A 16,097-nucleotide genomic window follows, 5' to 3' on the forward strand; every position below is an offset into this window, starting at 1 on the left:
ATTCCGATGACGATTGTCGATGTCCGCACGCCTGACCCGAAACGCTTCATTCCCGGCGCCACCGGCGACTGGGAAGTGATCATCGGCATGGAAGTGCACGCCCAGGTTCTCTCCAAATCCAAGCTGTTTTCCGGTGCCTCCACCGAATTCGGCAAGGCGCCGAATTCGAACGTTTCGCTGGTGGATGCCGCCATGCCGGGCATGCTGCCGGTCATCAACGAGGAATGCGTCCGCCAGGCGGTACGCACCGGCCTTGGCCTGAAGGCGAAGATCAACAACCGCTCGATCTTCGACCGCAAGAATTATTTCTACCCGGACCTGCCGCAGGGCTACCAGATCTCGCAGTTCAAGGATCCGATCGTCGGCGAAGGCAAGATCGTCATCTCGCTCGGACCCGACCGCCAGGGCCAGTTCGAGGATATCGAAATCGGCATTGAGCGCCTGCACCTGGAACAGGATGCCGGGAAGCTGATGCACGACCAGCATCCGACCATGTCCTATGTGGATCTGAACCGTTCCGGCGTGGCGCTGATGGAAATCGTCTCCAAGCCCGACATGCGCTCGTCGGATGAGGCCAAGGCCTATATGACGAAGCTGCGCTCCATCGTGCGCTATCTCGGCACCTGCGACGGCAACATGGACGAAGGTTCGATGCGCGCCGACGTCAACGTTTCCGTGCGCCGTCCGGGCGAAGCCTTCGGCACGCGCTGCGAGATCAAGAACGTCAACTCGATCCGCTTCATCGGCCAGGCGATCGAATATGAAGCCCGCCGTCAGATCGCCATCCTGGAAGAGGGCGGCACGATCGACCAGGAAACCCGTCTGTTCGATCCGGGCAAGGGCGAGACCCGCTCCATGCGCTCCAAGGAAGATGCGCATGACTATCGTTATTTTCCCGATCCGGACCTGCTGCCGCTCGAATTCGACGATGCCTTCGTTGAAGAACTGAAGGCGCATCTGCCGGAACTGCCGGACGACAAGAAGGCGCGCTTCGTCGCCGAACTCGGCCTGTCGGTTTATGACGCCTCCGTGCTCGTCTCGGAAAAGGCCATCGCCGATTATTTCGAAGCGGTTGCCGAAGGGCGCGACGGCAAGACGGCGGCGAACTGGGTCATCAACGATCTGCTGGGCGCCTTGAACAAAGCCGGTAAAGGCATTGAAGAGACCCCGGTTTCGCCCGCCCAGCTTGGCGGCATCATCGACCTCATCAAGGCGGAAACCATTTCCGGCAAGATCGCCAAGGACCTCTTCGAGATCGTCTTTGCCGAGGGTGGCGACCCGGCGGACATCGTCGAAGCGCGTGGCATGAAGCAGGTGACCGATACCGGTGCCATCGAGAAGGCCGTTGACGACATCATCGCCGCCAACCCGGACCAGGTGGCCAAGGTGAAGGCCAAGCCGACGCTTGCCGGCTGGTTCGTCGGTCAGGTGATGAAGGCAACCGGCGGCAAGGCCAATCCGCAGGCCGTGCAGGCGCTCGTGAAGTCCAAGCTCGGCATCGAGGACGAATAAGGGGCGGGACCGCCTCTGCGACGGCGTCTCGCCTGAAGGCGAAACGCCCCCGAGGTGCCAGCAAGGCCGCAGGGCCATCCCGGAGGGATCATGGTGTTTTTCGTCCGCAGTGCCAGTGAGAAGGATGCCGAGGCCATCCGTGAGCTTCTCGTGGAAACCTGGCACGCCACCTATGACGGCTTTTATGGAGAGGCCAAGGTCAACGAGTTGATTGCCGCCTGGCATTCGCTGTCGGCGATCAAGGCCAATATCGGCAAACGTGACGGCGAATATCTGGTGGCCGATGACGGTCGGCAGATCGGTGGTATCGGTTTTGCCGCCATGTCGCAGAAGATGACGAAGACGGCGCTGCTGCGCCAACTATACGTGCACCCGTCCTTCCAGGGCCACGGTATTGGCCGCGACATTTTTGCCGAACTGGAAACCTGCTTTCCCGATGCCGAGATCATGCGGCTCGAGGTCGAGCCGCGCAACGAGCGGGCGATTTCCTTCTATAACCGTCTCGGTTTTGCCGAGGTCGACCGCACGAAGAACTGCGGCGGCGAGGCGAGCGGCATCGAAGCGATCATCATGGAAAAACGGCTGTTTGCCTGACAGCCTGCCGCATCACGGCTCGTATTCCCGGCCGTTCTCGTCATAGAGAAGGGCGGCCCCGCATTCCATCACGTCGCCGCGAATCTCGCGGTCGCAGGCCGCCTCCGCCGCTTTCAAGGCCAGCTCGCGGTTTGCCCAGCCGCAGTGGAACTCGGTCCATGACGGTCCGTCACTGGGCTGGATGGCGACGACCACCGTCCAGTTGGCCGGGAAGCAGGCCGCCACATCCAGGCAATCCTCCTTGGTACCGCCCTCGGCGATGCACTTCTTTTTGGCGCAGGCCATGGCGCTTGCCACGTCGCGTCCGACACATTGCCCCATGCTCATTTCCGGCGCATAGGAGAACGCAATCGCCTTGCGCCTGTTTTCCGCCGCGGCCGCCTGGCTCGAGGCAAGGATAAAAAGCGTGCAGAAGCACAGGATCAATCTTGTCAGCATCAGAAACATCCCCCGAAATTTCTGAGATCCAGTAGTGCAGACTCTGCAGCCGAGGGCAAGATGGGGATGGACACGATATGCGGCCCTGAGGGGTGCTGGAGGCGCGCCATCATGTCACGAGTGGACGGATGGTAACTTCGCAGCGGAGAGCGTCTGATTCTCACTCTGATGCCGGGACCAACACGAACGGTTCCTCTCGGCACCGTTTGCGACTAACCTAATCTTCTATCGGAAATCGTGGGAGGACAATGCAATGACGTCAGACGAGATCGTGATCCGCCGTGCGCGGGAAGAGGACCTGCCTCACCTGATTGCGCTGTTTGCGGATGATGCCGTCGGCGGTCATGGCGACACCACCGATCCTGAGGCCCATCACGATTATCTGCGTGCCTTTCATGCGCTTGATCAGGCGCCGAACGAGCAATTGTTCGTAGCAACGCTGGAGGGGGCCGTCGTTGGTACCTTCCAACTGACATTCCTGCGCACGCTTGCCGGACGCGGCGCGCTGAACATGCGCATCGAGGCGGTTCAGACCCGGTCTGATCTGAGGGGTCGGGGAATCGGTGCCCACATGATCGCCCATGCATTGGAGGAGGGGAGGCGGCATGGCTGCAAGGCCGCTTACCTCACCTCCAACCTTGCGCGCACCGACGCCCACCGTTTCTATGAGCGGCTCGGGTTCGACCGTTCGCATGCCGGCTTCAAGATGGCCCTCAAATAGCGGGGAGGCGCAAGCGAAGCGCTGGACAAGACCGGTCCGACATTGCATAAGCGGGGCAAGGATACATTCCTTGTCTCTCGCGAGGACGTTGGAAACTCATGAAAACTCTCCTTCTTCAGATCTTCACCTGGTGGAACGGCCAGACGGTCGGCACCCGCTTCTTCACCTGGCGCAACGGCAAGCGCGTCGGCGAAGACGAGTTCGGCAACGTATATTATGAAGGCGGCACGACCTCCTTCGGCCTGCCGCGCCGCTGGGTGATCTACAAGGGTTATGCCGATGCCTCGGCCATTCCGCCCGGCTGGCACGGCTGGATGCACTACCGCACCGACACCCCGCCGTCGAAGGATAACTATGTCGCCCGCGAATGGCAGAAGCCGCATGTCGAGAACATGACGGGCACGCCCTATGCCTACCGTCCGAAGGGGTCTCTGGAGGCCACCGGCGAGCGTCCGCGCGTCACCGGCGATTACGACGCCTGGACCCCGAGCGCCTGACGCTCATCTCCGCGCTGACGCCACATTTGCGATATAGCGCATACTGGTCCCACGTCTGTTCTGGGACCAGGTCAGCCATGTGGTGGGATTGTTGATGCCGAAACTTTCTGTTCGTCCGTTCGTCATGGCTCTGGCTGCCGGCGCGCTGGTTCTGCCGGTCGCCCATCCGGTGATGGCAGCGCGCATCGACAATCCGGTGGCGGAATTTGCCGGCATCGACAAGATCACCGGCCGCATCACGAAATTCGACGTCTACGTCAACGAGACGGTTCAGTACGGCGCACTCCAGGTGACGCCGAAAGTCTGCTATTCGCGTGACGATACGGAAGCCCAGCGGGTGGACGGTTTCGTCGAAGTCGACGAGATCACGCTCGACCGAAAAATCCGCCGCATCTTCACCGGCTGGATGTTTGCCGACAGCCCGGGTCTGAATGCCGTCGAACATCCGATCTATGACGTCTGGCTGACCGGCTGCAAGCAGAAATCCGACGTTCCGCCGCCAGCGTCTGCAAAGAAGTAACCGACGGCGGGCAAAACGCCCTCTCAGGGAAACGGCAGGTGCGGCGATTCGGTCGCGGCCTTCAGCATCATCAGATAATCCTGCTTCGGCACGTCGATGGCTCCGAACGTCTTCAGGTGTTCGGTGGTAAACTGCGTGTCGAGAAGCATGAAGCCGTTGGCGTTCAGCCGATCGACCAGATGCACGAGGCAGATTTTTGAGGCGTTCGTCCGGCGGGAAAACATGCTTTCGCCGAAGAAGGCGGCTCCCAGCGATACACCGTAAAGCCCGCCGACCAGTTCACCGTCCTCGAAGGCTTCCACGCTGTGGGCATGGCCCATGCGGTGCAGCTCGGTGTAGAGCTGGCGGATGGTGGCGTTGATCCAGGTGCTGGGGCGATCATAGGTTTCTTCCGCGCAGCCGGTCATCACGGCTTCGAAACAGGTATCGATGCGGATGTCGAAGGGTGCGCGTTTGATGGCCTTCTTCAGGCTCTTGGAGACATGGAAGGCGTCCAGCGGCAAGACGCCCCGCATTTCCGGCTCGACCCAGAAGATTTCCGGGTCGTCTGCCGATTCGGCCATGGGAAAGAGGCCAATGGAATAGGCGCGCAGCAGAACATCCGGTGTGATGGACGGATAATATCTGCCGCGTCGCCCTGCCATGCCTATCCTTTTGACGTGTCGCTGGCCAGATACTTCTCCAGCCAGTGGATGTCGTAGTCGCCGTTCGCGATATCCTGGTTCGACACCAGGTCCTGGAACAGCGGCAGCGTCGTCTTGATACCGTCCACGACGAATTCGTCGAGAACACGGCGAAGACGCATCATGCATTCGACGCGCGTGCGGCCGTGCACGATGAGCTTGCCGATCAGGCTGTCGTAATAGGGCGGGATCTTGTAGCCGGCATAGGCGCCCGAATCGACGCGAACGCCAAGACCGCCCGGAGCGTGGAAATGCGTGATCGTACCGGGCGACGGCACGAAGGTGCGCGGATCCTCGGCATTGATGCGGCACTCGATCGCATGACCGGAGAAGGTGATCTCGTCCTGGGTGACCGAAAGACCGGCGCCGGAGGCAACCCGGATCTGTTCGTGCACGAGGTCGATACCGGTGATGGCTTCGGTGATCGGGTGCTCCACCTGCAGGCGGGTGTTCATTTCGATGAAATAGAACTCGCCGTTTTCGTAGAGAAATTCGATCGTGCCGGCGCCCCGGTACTTCATCTTCTTCATGGCGTCGGCGCAGATCTGGCCGATCTTCATGCGCTGCTCGACATTGAGGGCAGGGGAGTTTGCTTCTTCCCAGACCTTCTGGTGACGGCGCTGCAGCGAGCAATCGCGTTCACCGAGATGGATAGCATTGCCGGCACCGTCGCCGACCACCTGCACCTCGATATGGCGCGGCTTGCCGAGGTATTTTTCCATGTAGACGGCGTCATTGCCGAAGGCGGCGAGCGCCTCGGAACGCGCCGTCGATACGGCTTCCTCAAGGTCTGCTTCGGTCTTGGCCACTTTCATGCCGCGACCGCCGCCGCCGGCGGTGGCCTTGATGAGGACCGGGAAACCGATCTTGCGGGCGATTTCGAGCGCGTTTTCCGGCAGGACTTCGCCATCGGAACCGGGAACGACCGGAATGCCGAGCTCAACCGCCGTCTTCTTGGCGGTGATCTTGTCGCCCATCAGGCGGATGTGTTCTGCCGTCGGCCCGATGAAGGTGATGCCGTGCGCGTCGAGAATGTCGGCGAACTTGGCATTTTCCGACAGGAAGCCATAGCCGGGATGCACGGCATCCGCGCCGGTGATCTCGCAGGCCGCAACGATCTGGTGGATGTTGAGGTAGCTGTCGCGCGACGGCGGCGGGCCGATGCACACGCTTTCGTCGGCGAGCCGGACATGCATGGCATTGGCATCGGCCGTCGAATGGACGGCGACGGTTGCAATGCCGAGCTCCTTGCAGGCGCGCAGGACGCGCAGGGCAATTTCGCCGCGGTTGGCAATGAGGATTTTCGAGATCATGATGACGCCTTACTCGATGATAACGAGCGGCTCGCCATACTCGACCGGCTGCGCATCGTTGACGATGATGTCCGTCACCTTGCCGGAGCGCGGCGCAGGAATCTGGTTCATGGTCTTCATGGCTTCGATGATGAGAAGCGTCTGGCCTTCCTTGACGGTCGCACCCACTTCGATGAAGGGACGTGAGCCCGGAGCCGGCGACAGATAGGCCGTGCCCACCATCGGTGCGGTGACGGCGTTCGACAGGTCACGGGCAGCAGGCGCAGCAGCGGCGGCAGCAGCAGCCGGCGCCGGGGCGGCAGCGGCCGGAGCGGCGTGCTGCGGAACGGCGGCCTGGATATATTGCGGTGCCTGAATGTTGCGCGAGACGCGGATGCGCAGGTCTTCCTGCTCGACTTCGATCTCGGTCAGATCGGTATCCTTGAGGATGTTCGCCAGATCGCGGATCAACCCCTTGTCGATACCGGTTTTCTTCTCAGACATGGTCAACCTATATGTTCTGTTGTTCTTAGTTGGTGATGTCGCGCAAGGCATGCAATGCCAGCACGTAGCCTTGCGGGCCCAATCCGCAGATCATGCCCTTGGCCGCGGGTGCAATCATCGACTTGTGACGGAATTCTTCGCGGGCGTGGATGTTCGAGATGTGAACCTCCACCACCGGAACGGATATCGCGCGAATGGCATCGTGCAGGGCAATCGAGGTGTGGCCGTAGGCGCCGGGATTGATGACAACGCCGACCGCACGGTCGTTCGCCTCATGCAGCCGGTCCACCAGCACGCCTTCGTGATTGCTCTGGAAACATTCGACCGAAAAGCCCAGTGTCTCGCCGGCGGCGATGCAGTCGCTTTCAATGTCCTTCAGGGTCTTGCCGCCATAAATGCCCGGTTCGCGTTTGCCCAGCATGTTCAGGTTCGGTCCGTTGAGGACAAAGATGGTCTTGCTCATGAAAATCCCGTCATCAGATCACGGCAACCTATAGACCGGCGAGGCCGCAAGGGAAAGCCCCCGGCTCGGAAACCCGTTGATAACCGGGGATAGATCGCCCTGGCGGTAAACGGATCAGCAGGTCGCCTTGCCGCAGGCGCGGATATTGGCGATCTTTTGGGACAGTTCCGCGTGGCCGACGGCACCGAAGACGGCCTCTTCGCCGACGACGTAGAAGGGCGTGCCGGTGGCGCCAAGCGCATTGGCAAGTTCGTAGGTCGCCCTGACCTGCGGATCGTTCGGCTTGTCTTCCATGGTCTTGCGGATATCCGCCTCCTGGACCCCAAGCATCGCCGCCACCTGCAGCGCCGTCTGTTCGGTCGCCCGCGTCTGGCCGCCGAGCAGCGCGCGGTGGAACTGCGGATATTTTTCCGGGGCGAGGATGCGAACGGCATTCGCCACACGGTGCGCGGCCATCGAATCCGGCCCCAGGATCGGGAATTCCTTCAGGATGAAGCGGACATTCTTGTCCTCCGACAGGATCTCCTCCATGTCGGCAAGCGCGCGTTTGCAATAACCGCAATTGTAGTCGAAGAACTCGACCACGGTCACGTCGCCCTTCGGATTGCCGAGCGTGATGTCATCGGCGGATGCGAAGATCGCCTGCTTGTTGGCGACAATGCCACTCGTCGTCTGGGCCGCGCGCAGGGCCTCCTGCTTCTTTTCCAGCGCCTCCTGCACCTCCAGCATGACTTCCGGATTGGCGATCAGGTACTCGCGGATGAAGGCGCCAAATTCCTTCTTCTGCTGCTCGTCCAGCGCATGCGCCGGGAGCCCGAGCGGAAGGAGGCTGCCGCCTGCCAGCAGGAGCGTGGTGAAAAGCTTCGGAAGCGACGTCATCTTGATCCTCTTCGACGGGGCGTGGCAGGAGCCAGGCGATTCTGCCGTTTGGCGCAGCATATACCCGCAGACGGGCCGTATCAAAAGGCGCATCGGCGAGCGTGGTGAGGCAAAAGCTCGCAAAGCGGGCAAAAGAAAGACGGCCGCACGATCCGCACGGCCGTCTTTGTCATTCACAGGATGCTGTTGCGGCTCACAGGAAGCCGCGACGCTGCCACCAGCCGGCCTTCTTTGGCTTCGACGGATCCGTGCCGTCGCCATCCGTTGCGACCGCCGACTTCACCACCGGTTCGGACGTGGTGATCGTCGAGGCGCGGTTGGCGCGGACCTGGCGGTCTTCCTCGGCGGCAGTGTCAGCCTCGGCTGCAGCCGTTTCGCTGGCGCCAGCTTCTTCTGCCACGGTTTCCGCCTGCGGTGCGGCAGCCTGCTCGACAACCGGTTCCTCCGAAGCGCTAGGAGCAGCAACCTCGGCGACCGGTTCTGCCGGAGCCTCGGCGGCAGCGACCTCTTCCGGTGCGGCGGAGGCCTTGCCACGGCGCGTGCGGCGCGGCTTGACCGGCTTTGCCTCGGCGGCGGGAGCCTCGTCGGCCTCGACCGCTTCGGCAACGACGTCCTCGACGGCTGCGACCGGTGCCTCAGCATCTACCGTTGCGACCGCGTCAGAGGTTTCGCCAGCCTCGTCATCACCGTCATCTTCGGCGCCGTTCTCACCTTCGCCGCCGGCAACGAAACCGTCTTCGCCCTGGCGATTGCGGCGGCCGCCACGTTTGCCGCGGCGACGGCGCTTGCGGCGCTGGCTTTCTTCGCTCTCGGCATCGCCGTCCTGGTCGGACACGCCGGCGGCGGTTGCAACGCCGTTGTCCTCGTCAGACTCGGCTTCGCCGTCGTCTTCCTCATCCGAGGTGTCGTCGCCATCCTCGTTCTGCTGAGCGGAGGTTTCGCCGTTGCGATTGCGGTTGCGACGGCGGCGGCGGCGCTTGCGTTTGCGATTGCCGTTCTCTTCGTCGCTGCTGCGGCTTTCCTGAGGCGCGGCGGCAGCTGGTGCGGCCTCGATCTCTTCCTCTTCGTCCTCCACGATGTCGACGATATCGTCGTCGTCATCGTCCGGCACGGGGGCAAACTGCATCAGGCTTTCGATGCGGATCGGGTTGGCAACCGGTTCGCCGCGGTCGATGGCGAAATGTACGGAGCCGAGCGAGCCGTCGGATTCGATGAAGATCGAAACGCCAAAGCGCTTTTCGTAATCCACCACCGTCGCCCGCTTGTGGTTGAGCAGGTAGAGGGCGATATCCGGCGTGGTGCGGACGGTGATGTCGTGCGTCGTGTTCTTCAGCAGATATTCCTCAATGCCGCGCAGGACATGCAGGGCAACGGAGGACTGCGAACGGACATGGCCCGTGCCGCCGCAATGCGAGCAGACCTGGGTCGTTGATTCCAGAACGCTGGCACGGATGCGCTGGCGCGACATTTCGAGAAGGCCGAAATGCGAGATGCGGCCGACCTGGATGCGGGCACGGTCGTTCTTCAGGCAATCCTTCAGCTTCTTCTCGACCGCGCGGTTGTTGCGCTTTTCTTCCATGTCGATGAAGTCGATGACGATGAGGCCGGCCAGGTCGCGCAGGCGAAGCTGGCGCGCCACTTCTTCGGCGGCTTCCAGGTTCGTCTGGAGTGCGGTCTCTTCGATCGAATGTTCGCGGGTCGAACGGCCGGAGTTGACGTCGATCGCCACCAGCGCTTCGGTCTGGTTGATGATCAGGTAACCGCCGGACTTCAGCGTCACCTGCGGCTGCAGCATGCGGTCGAGCTGCGCCTCGATGCCGGAGCGGGCAAAGATCGGATGCAGGTCGCGGTAGGGCTGAACCACCTTGGCGTGGCTCGGCATCAGCATCTTCATGAAGTCTTTGGCTTCACGATAACCGTCTTCGCCGGCAACGATGATCTCGGAAATGTCCTTGTTGTAAAGGTCGCGGATCGAACGCTTGATCAGCGAACCTTCCTCGTAGACGAGGCACGGCGCGATCGAGTTCAGCGTCAGCGTGCGGACGTTTTCCCACAGGCGCATCAGATATTCGAAGTCGCGCTTGATCTCGACGCGGGTGCGGTTGGCACCGGCGGTGCGCAGGATCACGCCCATGCCCTGCGGAACCTCGAGCTCGCGGGCGATTTCCTTCAGACGCTTGCGGTCCGTCGGCTGGGTGATCTTGCGCGAAATGCCGCCGCCCCGCGCCGTGTTCGGCATCAGGACGGAATAACGACCGGCCAGCGACAGGTAGGTGGTGAGCGCCGCACCCTTGTTGCCGCGCTCTTCCTTGGCGACCTGCACGAGCAGGATCTGCCGGCGCTTGATCACTTCCTGGATGCGGTACTGCTTGCGGGGCTTGCGGTAGACGCGGTCCGGAACCTCTTCCATCGCATCTTCGGCGCCGACCGATTCGATCTCTTCCTTCTCGTGATCGTCGTCGTCGTCATCATCGTCGTCATGGCCACGACCGCGAACGTCTTCCGAGATGGCGTCGGTTTCGATCATCGCCGCCATGCTGTCCGGCGTGCTGTTGTCCTCGGCATCGACGGTGGTTTCGGCAATTGTCTCTGCCGGTGCGTCGGTGGCGGCGTCTTCGGCAACCGGTTCGGCTGCCTTCTTGCGGGCGCGGGTCCGGCGCGGTTTTGCCTTCGGCTTTTCCGCCTCGGCGGCAACGGCCTCAGCTTCGGCGGGTTCAGCTGCCGGCTCTTCGGTCAGGGAAACGTCTGCGGAGGGGGCCTCTTCGCTCTCGCTTCCGAGAGCCGCCTCGACCTGTGCAACGATGCCAACGTCGGGCTGTTCCGCCTTGGAAAGATCGACGGCCGGTTCGGCGTCGTGATCCCCGTTGTCCGACTGCTTGCGCTGGTCTTCCATCTCCGCCTGCAGGAGAGCCTGACGGTCGGCGAGCGGGATCTGGTAATAGTCGGGGTGGATTTCGGCAAAGGCCAGGAAGCCGTGGCGGTTGCCGCCGTAGTCAACAAAGGCTGCCTGAAGCGACGGTTCGACGCGCGTCACTTTCGCCAGGTAGATGTTGCCGCGGATCTGCTTCTTGTGTTGTGATTCGAAATCGAACTCTTCAATCCGGTTGCCCCGGACGACGACTACGCGTGTCTCCTCTTTGTGAGACGCGTCGATAAGCATTTTGTCTGCCATTGAATATGTGCTCCTCGGCGCGGACGAGCATACGCCGAGGAGCCCGTCATCATGACAGGCTGGTCGTGTTCCACGTCCGGTGCGCCGGATAAGAAAGTTCCCGCTGGGTTGTTTCGCGGCAGCGCGGACTGAATGCTTAACGAAGCCGTGGGCTCCATCCGCTCATTCAGTTTATGCAATTGGTGCCGCAACATCAAAGACCATACGAGAAAGACGATACAGTAGACCCGCCAGGGGTCCGATGAATTTGCTCCCAACGAGCGTGGGTGGCGAGCCACCCGGTACTGTGCCGGCCACCGCCGGAGTCGGATAGTTTCTCGGGTCAAAGTGTGATGACGGCAGATGCCTTCGGTCAGCGGCGCCAGAACTGTTACGCTGGCAGCCTATCGACAGACTATCCCGTCGTCACTTAAACCCTCAAAAGCCTTGTAAGTTTTATCTGTCATAATAGCAAGGGGAAAGCCTGCGCTGCCTTATTATGGATCAAATTCAGCGTCTAAAGACGGCGCCGCTCAGGCTGTGATGGCGCACGCACGCCGCGTGCCGGCTGTGTCGAACATCCGGCGGCTGCTATACAGCGGCGGTACGGTGAGAATCGGTGGCTCGCTGCAACAGGTGCGCGGAGCCGTACCGGCACAGCAAGCACAGGATGAGACAGGCGATACGGTGGACGAGGGGACGGATAGAATGACGGAGCCGCGGACCGGATGGATGCGCAGGCTGGCGGTAAAGGCCGTGGTTGTCACGCTTGCGTTGCTGGTGCCGATCCTTTCTGCCGCCGTGCCCGTCCGGGCGACGGAGACGGTGGAAAAGGACGCGCTGCTTGCCTTTTCCGCCCGCATTGCCGGTGATGATGCCCGCACGCGGGTCGTCATCGATTTTGATGGCCGCCCCGACTTTTCCGTTCATTATGTAGCGTCTCCCGAGCGCATCGTTGTTGAATTGCCTGCAACCGCCTTCGGTTTTCCGGCCGCGGATCTGAGCCCGCGCGGACTGTTCAAGGATATCCGCTACGGCGCGATGGGCGAGGGGAGTGCGCGCATCGTCTTCACGCCCCACAAATCGGTGAAACTGGTGCTGGCCGAAGTCCAGAAGAACGAGGGCCACGGATACCGCCTGGTGCTCGATGCGGAGATGACGACGCCGGAAGTGGTGGCGGAACTGGTGCGCACGCAGCGCTGGACCCAACCCGATCCCACGCCATCGGGAAGTCTCGGTACCGATCCGATGGTCGATGGCGCGCGCGACAGCGTCTTCACCATTGCTGTCGATGCCGGCCATGGCGGTATCGACAGCGGCGCGACGGGCGCCAAGTCGGGCACGGTCGAAAAGGACCTGACGCTCGCTTTTGCCAAGACGCTGGAGGAGCATCTGAACCGCAAGCCGGGCGTGAAGGCCTTTCTCACCCGCCGCAACGACACGTTTCTGTCGCTCTCCCAGCGCGTGACGCTTGCCCGCCAGGGCGGCGCGGATCTGTTCATCTCGCTGCATGCCGACACGCTGGCGCAGAAGAACATTCGTGGCGCGACCGTCTACACCCTTTCCGACACGGCCTCCGACCGCATGGCGGCAGCACTGGCAGCGCGCGAGAACCTTTCCGACGAACTGGCGGGTTTTTCCATCGAAAGCGGCCCGCCGGAAGTCGCTGACATCCTGCTCGATCTCGCGCGGCGCGAGACGCAGGCCTTTTCGATCTCGCTCGCCAACCGGGTGGTCGCCTCGTTTGACGGGCAGATCGGCCTCATCAACAATCCACACCGCTCGGCTGGTTTCCAGGTGCTGCGGGCGCCGGACATTCCCTCGATCCTCGTGGAGCTCGGTTTCCTCAGCAACGAGGAGGACGAAAAACAGCTGCTCGATCCGCAATGGCGCGAAAAGGTAGCGGAACGCCTGACCGATGCGGTGATCACCTATCGGCAGCAGACGGTGGCCGGTGGCGGCTGATCGGGGCAAGCGGCTTTTCCGGCAAGCGGGCCGCTTGGCCAGGAAAGAAAGCTGTGTGTTGTGATGCTCTCGTCCCGGTTGGGACGAATAGACTGGCACGGGCCCTATTTTTCTCACATTCGCACGGTTACTCCGGTGGGGGCGGACGTGAGGCGCGAATCTGTCGACACCGTCCTCGGGGTTGCGCAACGGAAAGCGACCGTGCAAAAGGCCTAGAAACATGCGAAAGTGCTTTGAAATGAGGTCAAACGGCCGGACGCGCAGACGATCTGCGCATCGCGCCAGTTGAAACCAGTTCAGAGGCTTGACGATACCGGTCCGGAAATGCGGAACAACAGCGGGACTTCTGTCTTGTTGGGCTCTCAGCAGAGAATAAGCGGTAGTAGCGAATGATCAGATTGATTGGATACCTGTTTGGCCTGGCCTGTGCTGGCTTTCTTGCGGTGGCGGCGGTTGTTGCCGTCTACCTCAGTGGCGTATCCAGAGATCTGCCGAACTACGAGGTGCTGGCCTCCTATGCGCCGCCGGTTGCCACCCGCGTGCATGCCGGCAACGGCGCCCTGATGGCCGAATACGCCCGCGAAAAACGTCTCTTCCTGCCGATCCAGGCGATCCCCGATCGGGTGAAGGCCGCCTTCCTTTCGGCGGAAGACAAGAATTTCTACAACCATCCCGGCGTCGATTTCTGGGGCCTGGCGCGTGCCGTGGTCAACAACGTGCAGAACATCGGCTCGGGCCGCCGCCCGGAAGGCGCCTCCACCATCACGCAGCAGGTGGCGAAGAACTTCCTTCTGACCGCCGATCAGACGATTGACCGCAAGGTCAAGGAAGCCATCCTGTCGTTCCGCATCGAACAGGCCTATTCCAAGGACAAGATCCTCGAACTCTATCTGAACGAGATCTTCTTCGGCCTGAACTCTTACGGCATTGCCGGCGCAGCACTCACCTATTTCGACAAGTCGGTGACCGAACTGACGATTGCCGAAAGCGCCTATCTCGCCGCCCTGCCGAAGGGACCTGCCAATTACCATCCCTTCCGTCACGAAAAGGCGGCGATTGAGCGCCGCAACTGGGTCATCGACCGCATGGCGGAGAACGGTTACATCACCGTCAGCGACGCCGAGGATGCCAAGAAGCAGCCGCTCGGCGTGCAGCCGCGCCGCTCGGGATCCACGCTGTTTGCGTCAGATTATTTCTCCGAGGAAGTTCGCCGGCAGATCATCGAGAAGTATGGCGACAAGGCGCTCTATGAGGGCGGCCTGTCGGTGCGCACCTCGCTTGACCCGCAGATGCAGGTGATGGCACGCGCCGCCCTGCAGAAGGGGCTTGAGGATTATGATCAGCGCCGTGGTTTCCACGGTCCGATCCAGAAGATTTCGATGGACGGCGACTGGGGCGAGCCGCTGGCAAAGATCCCGGCCTTTCGGGACGTGCCGGAATGGAAGCTTGCCGTGGTTCTCGCGGTCTCCGCCTCGCGCGTCGATATCGGCCTGCAGCCGCAGACGGTGGGCGGCAAGCTGGAAGAGGAACGCAAGCGCGGTTTCATTGCAGCCGACCAGATGCGCTGGGCCTTCCGCGACGCCAAGGGCGAACGCAAGACCTCCAAGACGCCGGAAGGTGTCGTGGTGCCGGGTGACGTGATCTATGTCGAACCGATCGAAGGGGAGGACAATGCCTACCGCCTGCGCCAGCCGCCGAAGGTACAGGGCGGCATGGTGGTGATGGATCCGCATACCGGTCGCGTGCTCGCCATGGTCGGCGGGTTCTCGTATGCCCAGTCGGAATTCAACCGCGCCACCCAGGCGATGCGCCAGCCGGGCTCTTCCTTCAAGCCGCTGGTCTATGCGGCAGCGCTCGACAACGGATATACGCCCGCCTCGGTGATCCTGGACGCGCCGATCGAAGTGGTCTCCGGCGGCCAGGTCTGGCGTCCGGAAAACTATGGTGGCGATTCGGGCGGTCCGTCGACGCTGCGCACCGGCATCGAGAAATCGCGAAACCAGATGACCGTTCGTCTTGCCAACGACATGGGCATGGACCTCGTCGCCGAATATGCCGAACGGTTCGGCATCTACGACAAGATGGCGCCGCTCCTGTCGATGTCGCTCGGTTCCGGTGAAACGACGGTGCTGCGTATGGTCTCCGCCTATGCGGTGATCGCCAATGGCGGCAAGCAGATCAAGCCGACGCTCGTCGACCGGATCCAGGATCGTTTCGGCAAGACGATCTTCCGCCATGAGGAGCGCACCTGCGAAGGCTGCAACTTCAACAGCTGGGCCAATCAGGACGAACCGACGCTGGTGGACAACCGCGAACAGGTTCTCGACCCGATGACCGCCTACCAGATCACCTCGATGATGGAAGGCGTCGTGACCCGCGGGACTGCCGCCGGCAAGATCCCGGTCAAGGATCGTCCGGTCGCCGGCAAGACCGGCACCACCAATGACGAAAAGGACGCTTGGTTCGTCGGCTTCACGCCCAACCTCGTCGCCGGCCTTTATATCGGTTTCGACAATCCGGCACCGCTCGGCCGTGGCGGCACCGGTGGTGGTCTTGCCGCACCGATCTTCGGCGATTTCCTGGCGCAGGCGGCAAAGGTCACGCCGCCCAGCAAGTTCCAGGTGCCGGAAGGTATGCAGTTCATCGCCGTCAACCGCAAGACCGGCATGTTTGCGCTCGAAGGCGAACCGGATACGATCATCGAGGCCTTCAAGCCCGGCACCGGTCCGGCCGATACCTTCTCGGTCATCGGCATGGAGGATCAGGTGGCGCCCGAGGAGATCCTGAAGTCCTCGCCGCAGGCGCAGCAGGCCGTCACCTCCGGGGCGGGCGGCCTCTTCTGATACCGTCGTGACGAATGTCCGTCCGCGGGGTCTTC

The 16,097-nt window shown here is 62.0% G+C and carries 14 protein-coding genes; 7 read left to right on the forward strand and 7 right to left on the reverse strand.

What is annotated here, in order from left to right; genetic code table 11:
• Nucleotides 1-6 precede the first annotated feature (6 nt).
• Both gatB and OU993_RS23350 read left to right on the forward strand, forming a co-directional pair.
• Entirely contained in the window at nucleotides 7-1,512 is a 1,506-nt protein-coding gene (gatB, locus tag OU993_RS23345; protein WP_268161315.1) for an Asp-tRNA(Asn)/Glu-tRNA(Gln) amidotransferase subunit GatB, read from the forward strand.
• A gap of 93 nt (nucleotides 1,513-1,605) precedes the next feature.
• Entirely contained in the window at nucleotides 1,606-2,106 is a 501-nt protein-coding gene (locus tag OU993_RS23350; RefSeq protein WP_268162511.1) for a GNAT family N-acetyltransferase, read from the forward strand.
• A gap of 12 nt (nucleotides 2,107-2,118) precedes the next feature.
• Here the strand turns inward: OU993_RS23350 and OU993_RS23355 are convergent, their stop codons facing one another.
• Nucleotides 2,119-2,544, reverse strand: a complete 426-nt coding sequence (locus tag OU993_RS23355) for a hypothetical protein (protein WP_268161316.1) — start codon at nucleotides 2,542-2,544, stop codon at nucleotides 2,119-2,121.
• 253 nt (nucleotides 2,545-2,797) lie between these two features.
• On the opposite strand from OU993_RS23355, the gene OU993_RS23360 reads away from it, so the two are divergent.
• From OU993_RS23360 to OU993_RS23370, 3 genes are all read left to right on the forward strand, one after another.
• Nucleotides 2,798-3,265, forward strand: a complete 468-nt coding sequence (locus tag OU993_RS23360) for a GNAT family N-acetyltransferase (protein WP_268161317.1) — start codon at nucleotides 2,798-2,800, stop codon at nucleotides 3,263-3,265.
• Between the two features lie 98 nt (nucleotides 3,266-3,363).
• A complete protein-coding gene (locus tag OU993_RS23365) occupies nucleotides 3,364-3,762 on the forward strand; it encodes an NADH:ubiquinone oxidoreductase subunit NDUFA12 (protein WP_268161318.1) in 399 nt (132 codons plus the stop codon).
• Nucleotides 3,763-3,886: 124 nt separating this feature from the next.
• A complete protein-coding gene (locus tag OU993_RS23370) occupies nucleotides 3,887-4,282 on the forward strand; it encodes a DUF2155 domain-containing protein (protein ID WP_268162512.1) in 396 nt (131 codons plus the stop codon).
• 23 nt (nucleotides 4,283-4,305) lie between these two features.
• Here the strand turns inward: OU993_RS23370 and aat are convergent, their stop codons facing one another.
• From aat to OU993_RS23400, 6 genes are all read right to left on the reverse strand, one after another.
• Nucleotides 4,306-4,926, reverse strand: a complete 621-nt coding sequence (gene aat / locus OU993_RS23375) for a leucyl/phenylalanyl-tRNA--protein transferase (protein ID WP_268161319.1) — start codon at nucleotides 4,924-4,926, stop codon at nucleotides 4,306-4,308.
• Nucleotides 4,927-4,928: 2 nt separating this feature from the next.
• Nucleotides 4,929-6,278: an acetyl-CoA carboxylase biotin carboxylase subunit gene (gene accC / locus OU993_RS23380; RefSeq protein ID WP_268161320.1), complete on the reverse strand. Its 1,350-nt coding sequence runs from the start codon at nucleotides 6,276-6,278 to the stop codon at nucleotides 4,929-4,931.
• Between the two features lie 9 nt (nucleotides 6,279-6,287).
• The gene (gene accB / locus OU993_RS23385) at nucleotides 6,288-6,761 is read right to left on the reverse strand and encodes an acetyl-CoA carboxylase biotin carboxyl carrier protein (protein ID WP_268161321.1); all 474 of its coding nucleotides are present in this window, start codon (nucleotides 6,759-6,761) and stop codon (nucleotides 6,288-6,290) included.
• A 25-nt stretch (nucleotides 6,762-6,786) separates the two neighbouring features.
• Nucleotides 6,787-7,224: a type II 3-dehydroquinate dehydratase gene (gene aroQ / locus OU993_RS23390; RefSeq protein ID WP_268161322.1), complete on the reverse strand. Its 438-nt coding sequence runs from the start codon at nucleotides 7,222-7,224 to the stop codon at nucleotides 6,787-6,789.
• Between the two features lie 114 nt (nucleotides 7,225-7,338).
• Nucleotides 7,339-8,103 (reverse strand): DsbA family protein, encoded by a 765-nt coding sequence (locus tag OU993_RS23395; protein WP_268161323.1) that lies wholly within the window; start codon nucleotides 8,101-8,103, stop codon nucleotides 7,339-7,341.
• Between the two features lie 193 nt (nucleotides 8,104-8,296).
• On the reverse strand, nucleotides 8,297-11,275 hold the full coding sequence (locus OU993_RS23400; RefSeq protein ID WP_268161324.1) for an Rne/Rng family ribonuclease: 2,979 nt from the start codon (nucleotides 11,273-11,275) through the stop codon (nucleotides 8,297-8,299).
• Nucleotides 11,276-11,986: 711 nt separating this feature from the next.
• Here OU993_RS23400 and OU993_RS23405 point away from each other — a divergent pair.
• On the forward strand, nucleotides 11,987-13,219 hold the full coding sequence (locus OU993_RS23405; protein WP_268162513.1) for an N-acetylmuramoyl-L-alanine amidase: 1,233 nt from the start codon (nucleotides 11,987-11,989) through the stop codon (nucleotides 13,217-13,219).
• A 389-nt stretch (nucleotides 13,220-13,608) separates the two neighbouring features.
• Nucleotides 13,609-16,062 (forward strand): penicillin-binding protein 1A, encoded by a 2,454-nt coding sequence (locus tag OU993_RS23410; protein ID WP_268161325.1) that lies wholly within the window; start codon nucleotides 13,609-13,611, stop codon nucleotides 16,060-16,062.
• Nucleotides 16,063-16,097: the final 35 nt, after the last annotated feature.

The organism is Rhizobium sp. SL86 (assembly GCF_026672545.1).
Taxonomy (GTDB): Bacteria; Pseudomonadota; Alphaproteobacteria; order Rhizobiales; family Rhizobiaceae; genus Neorhizobium.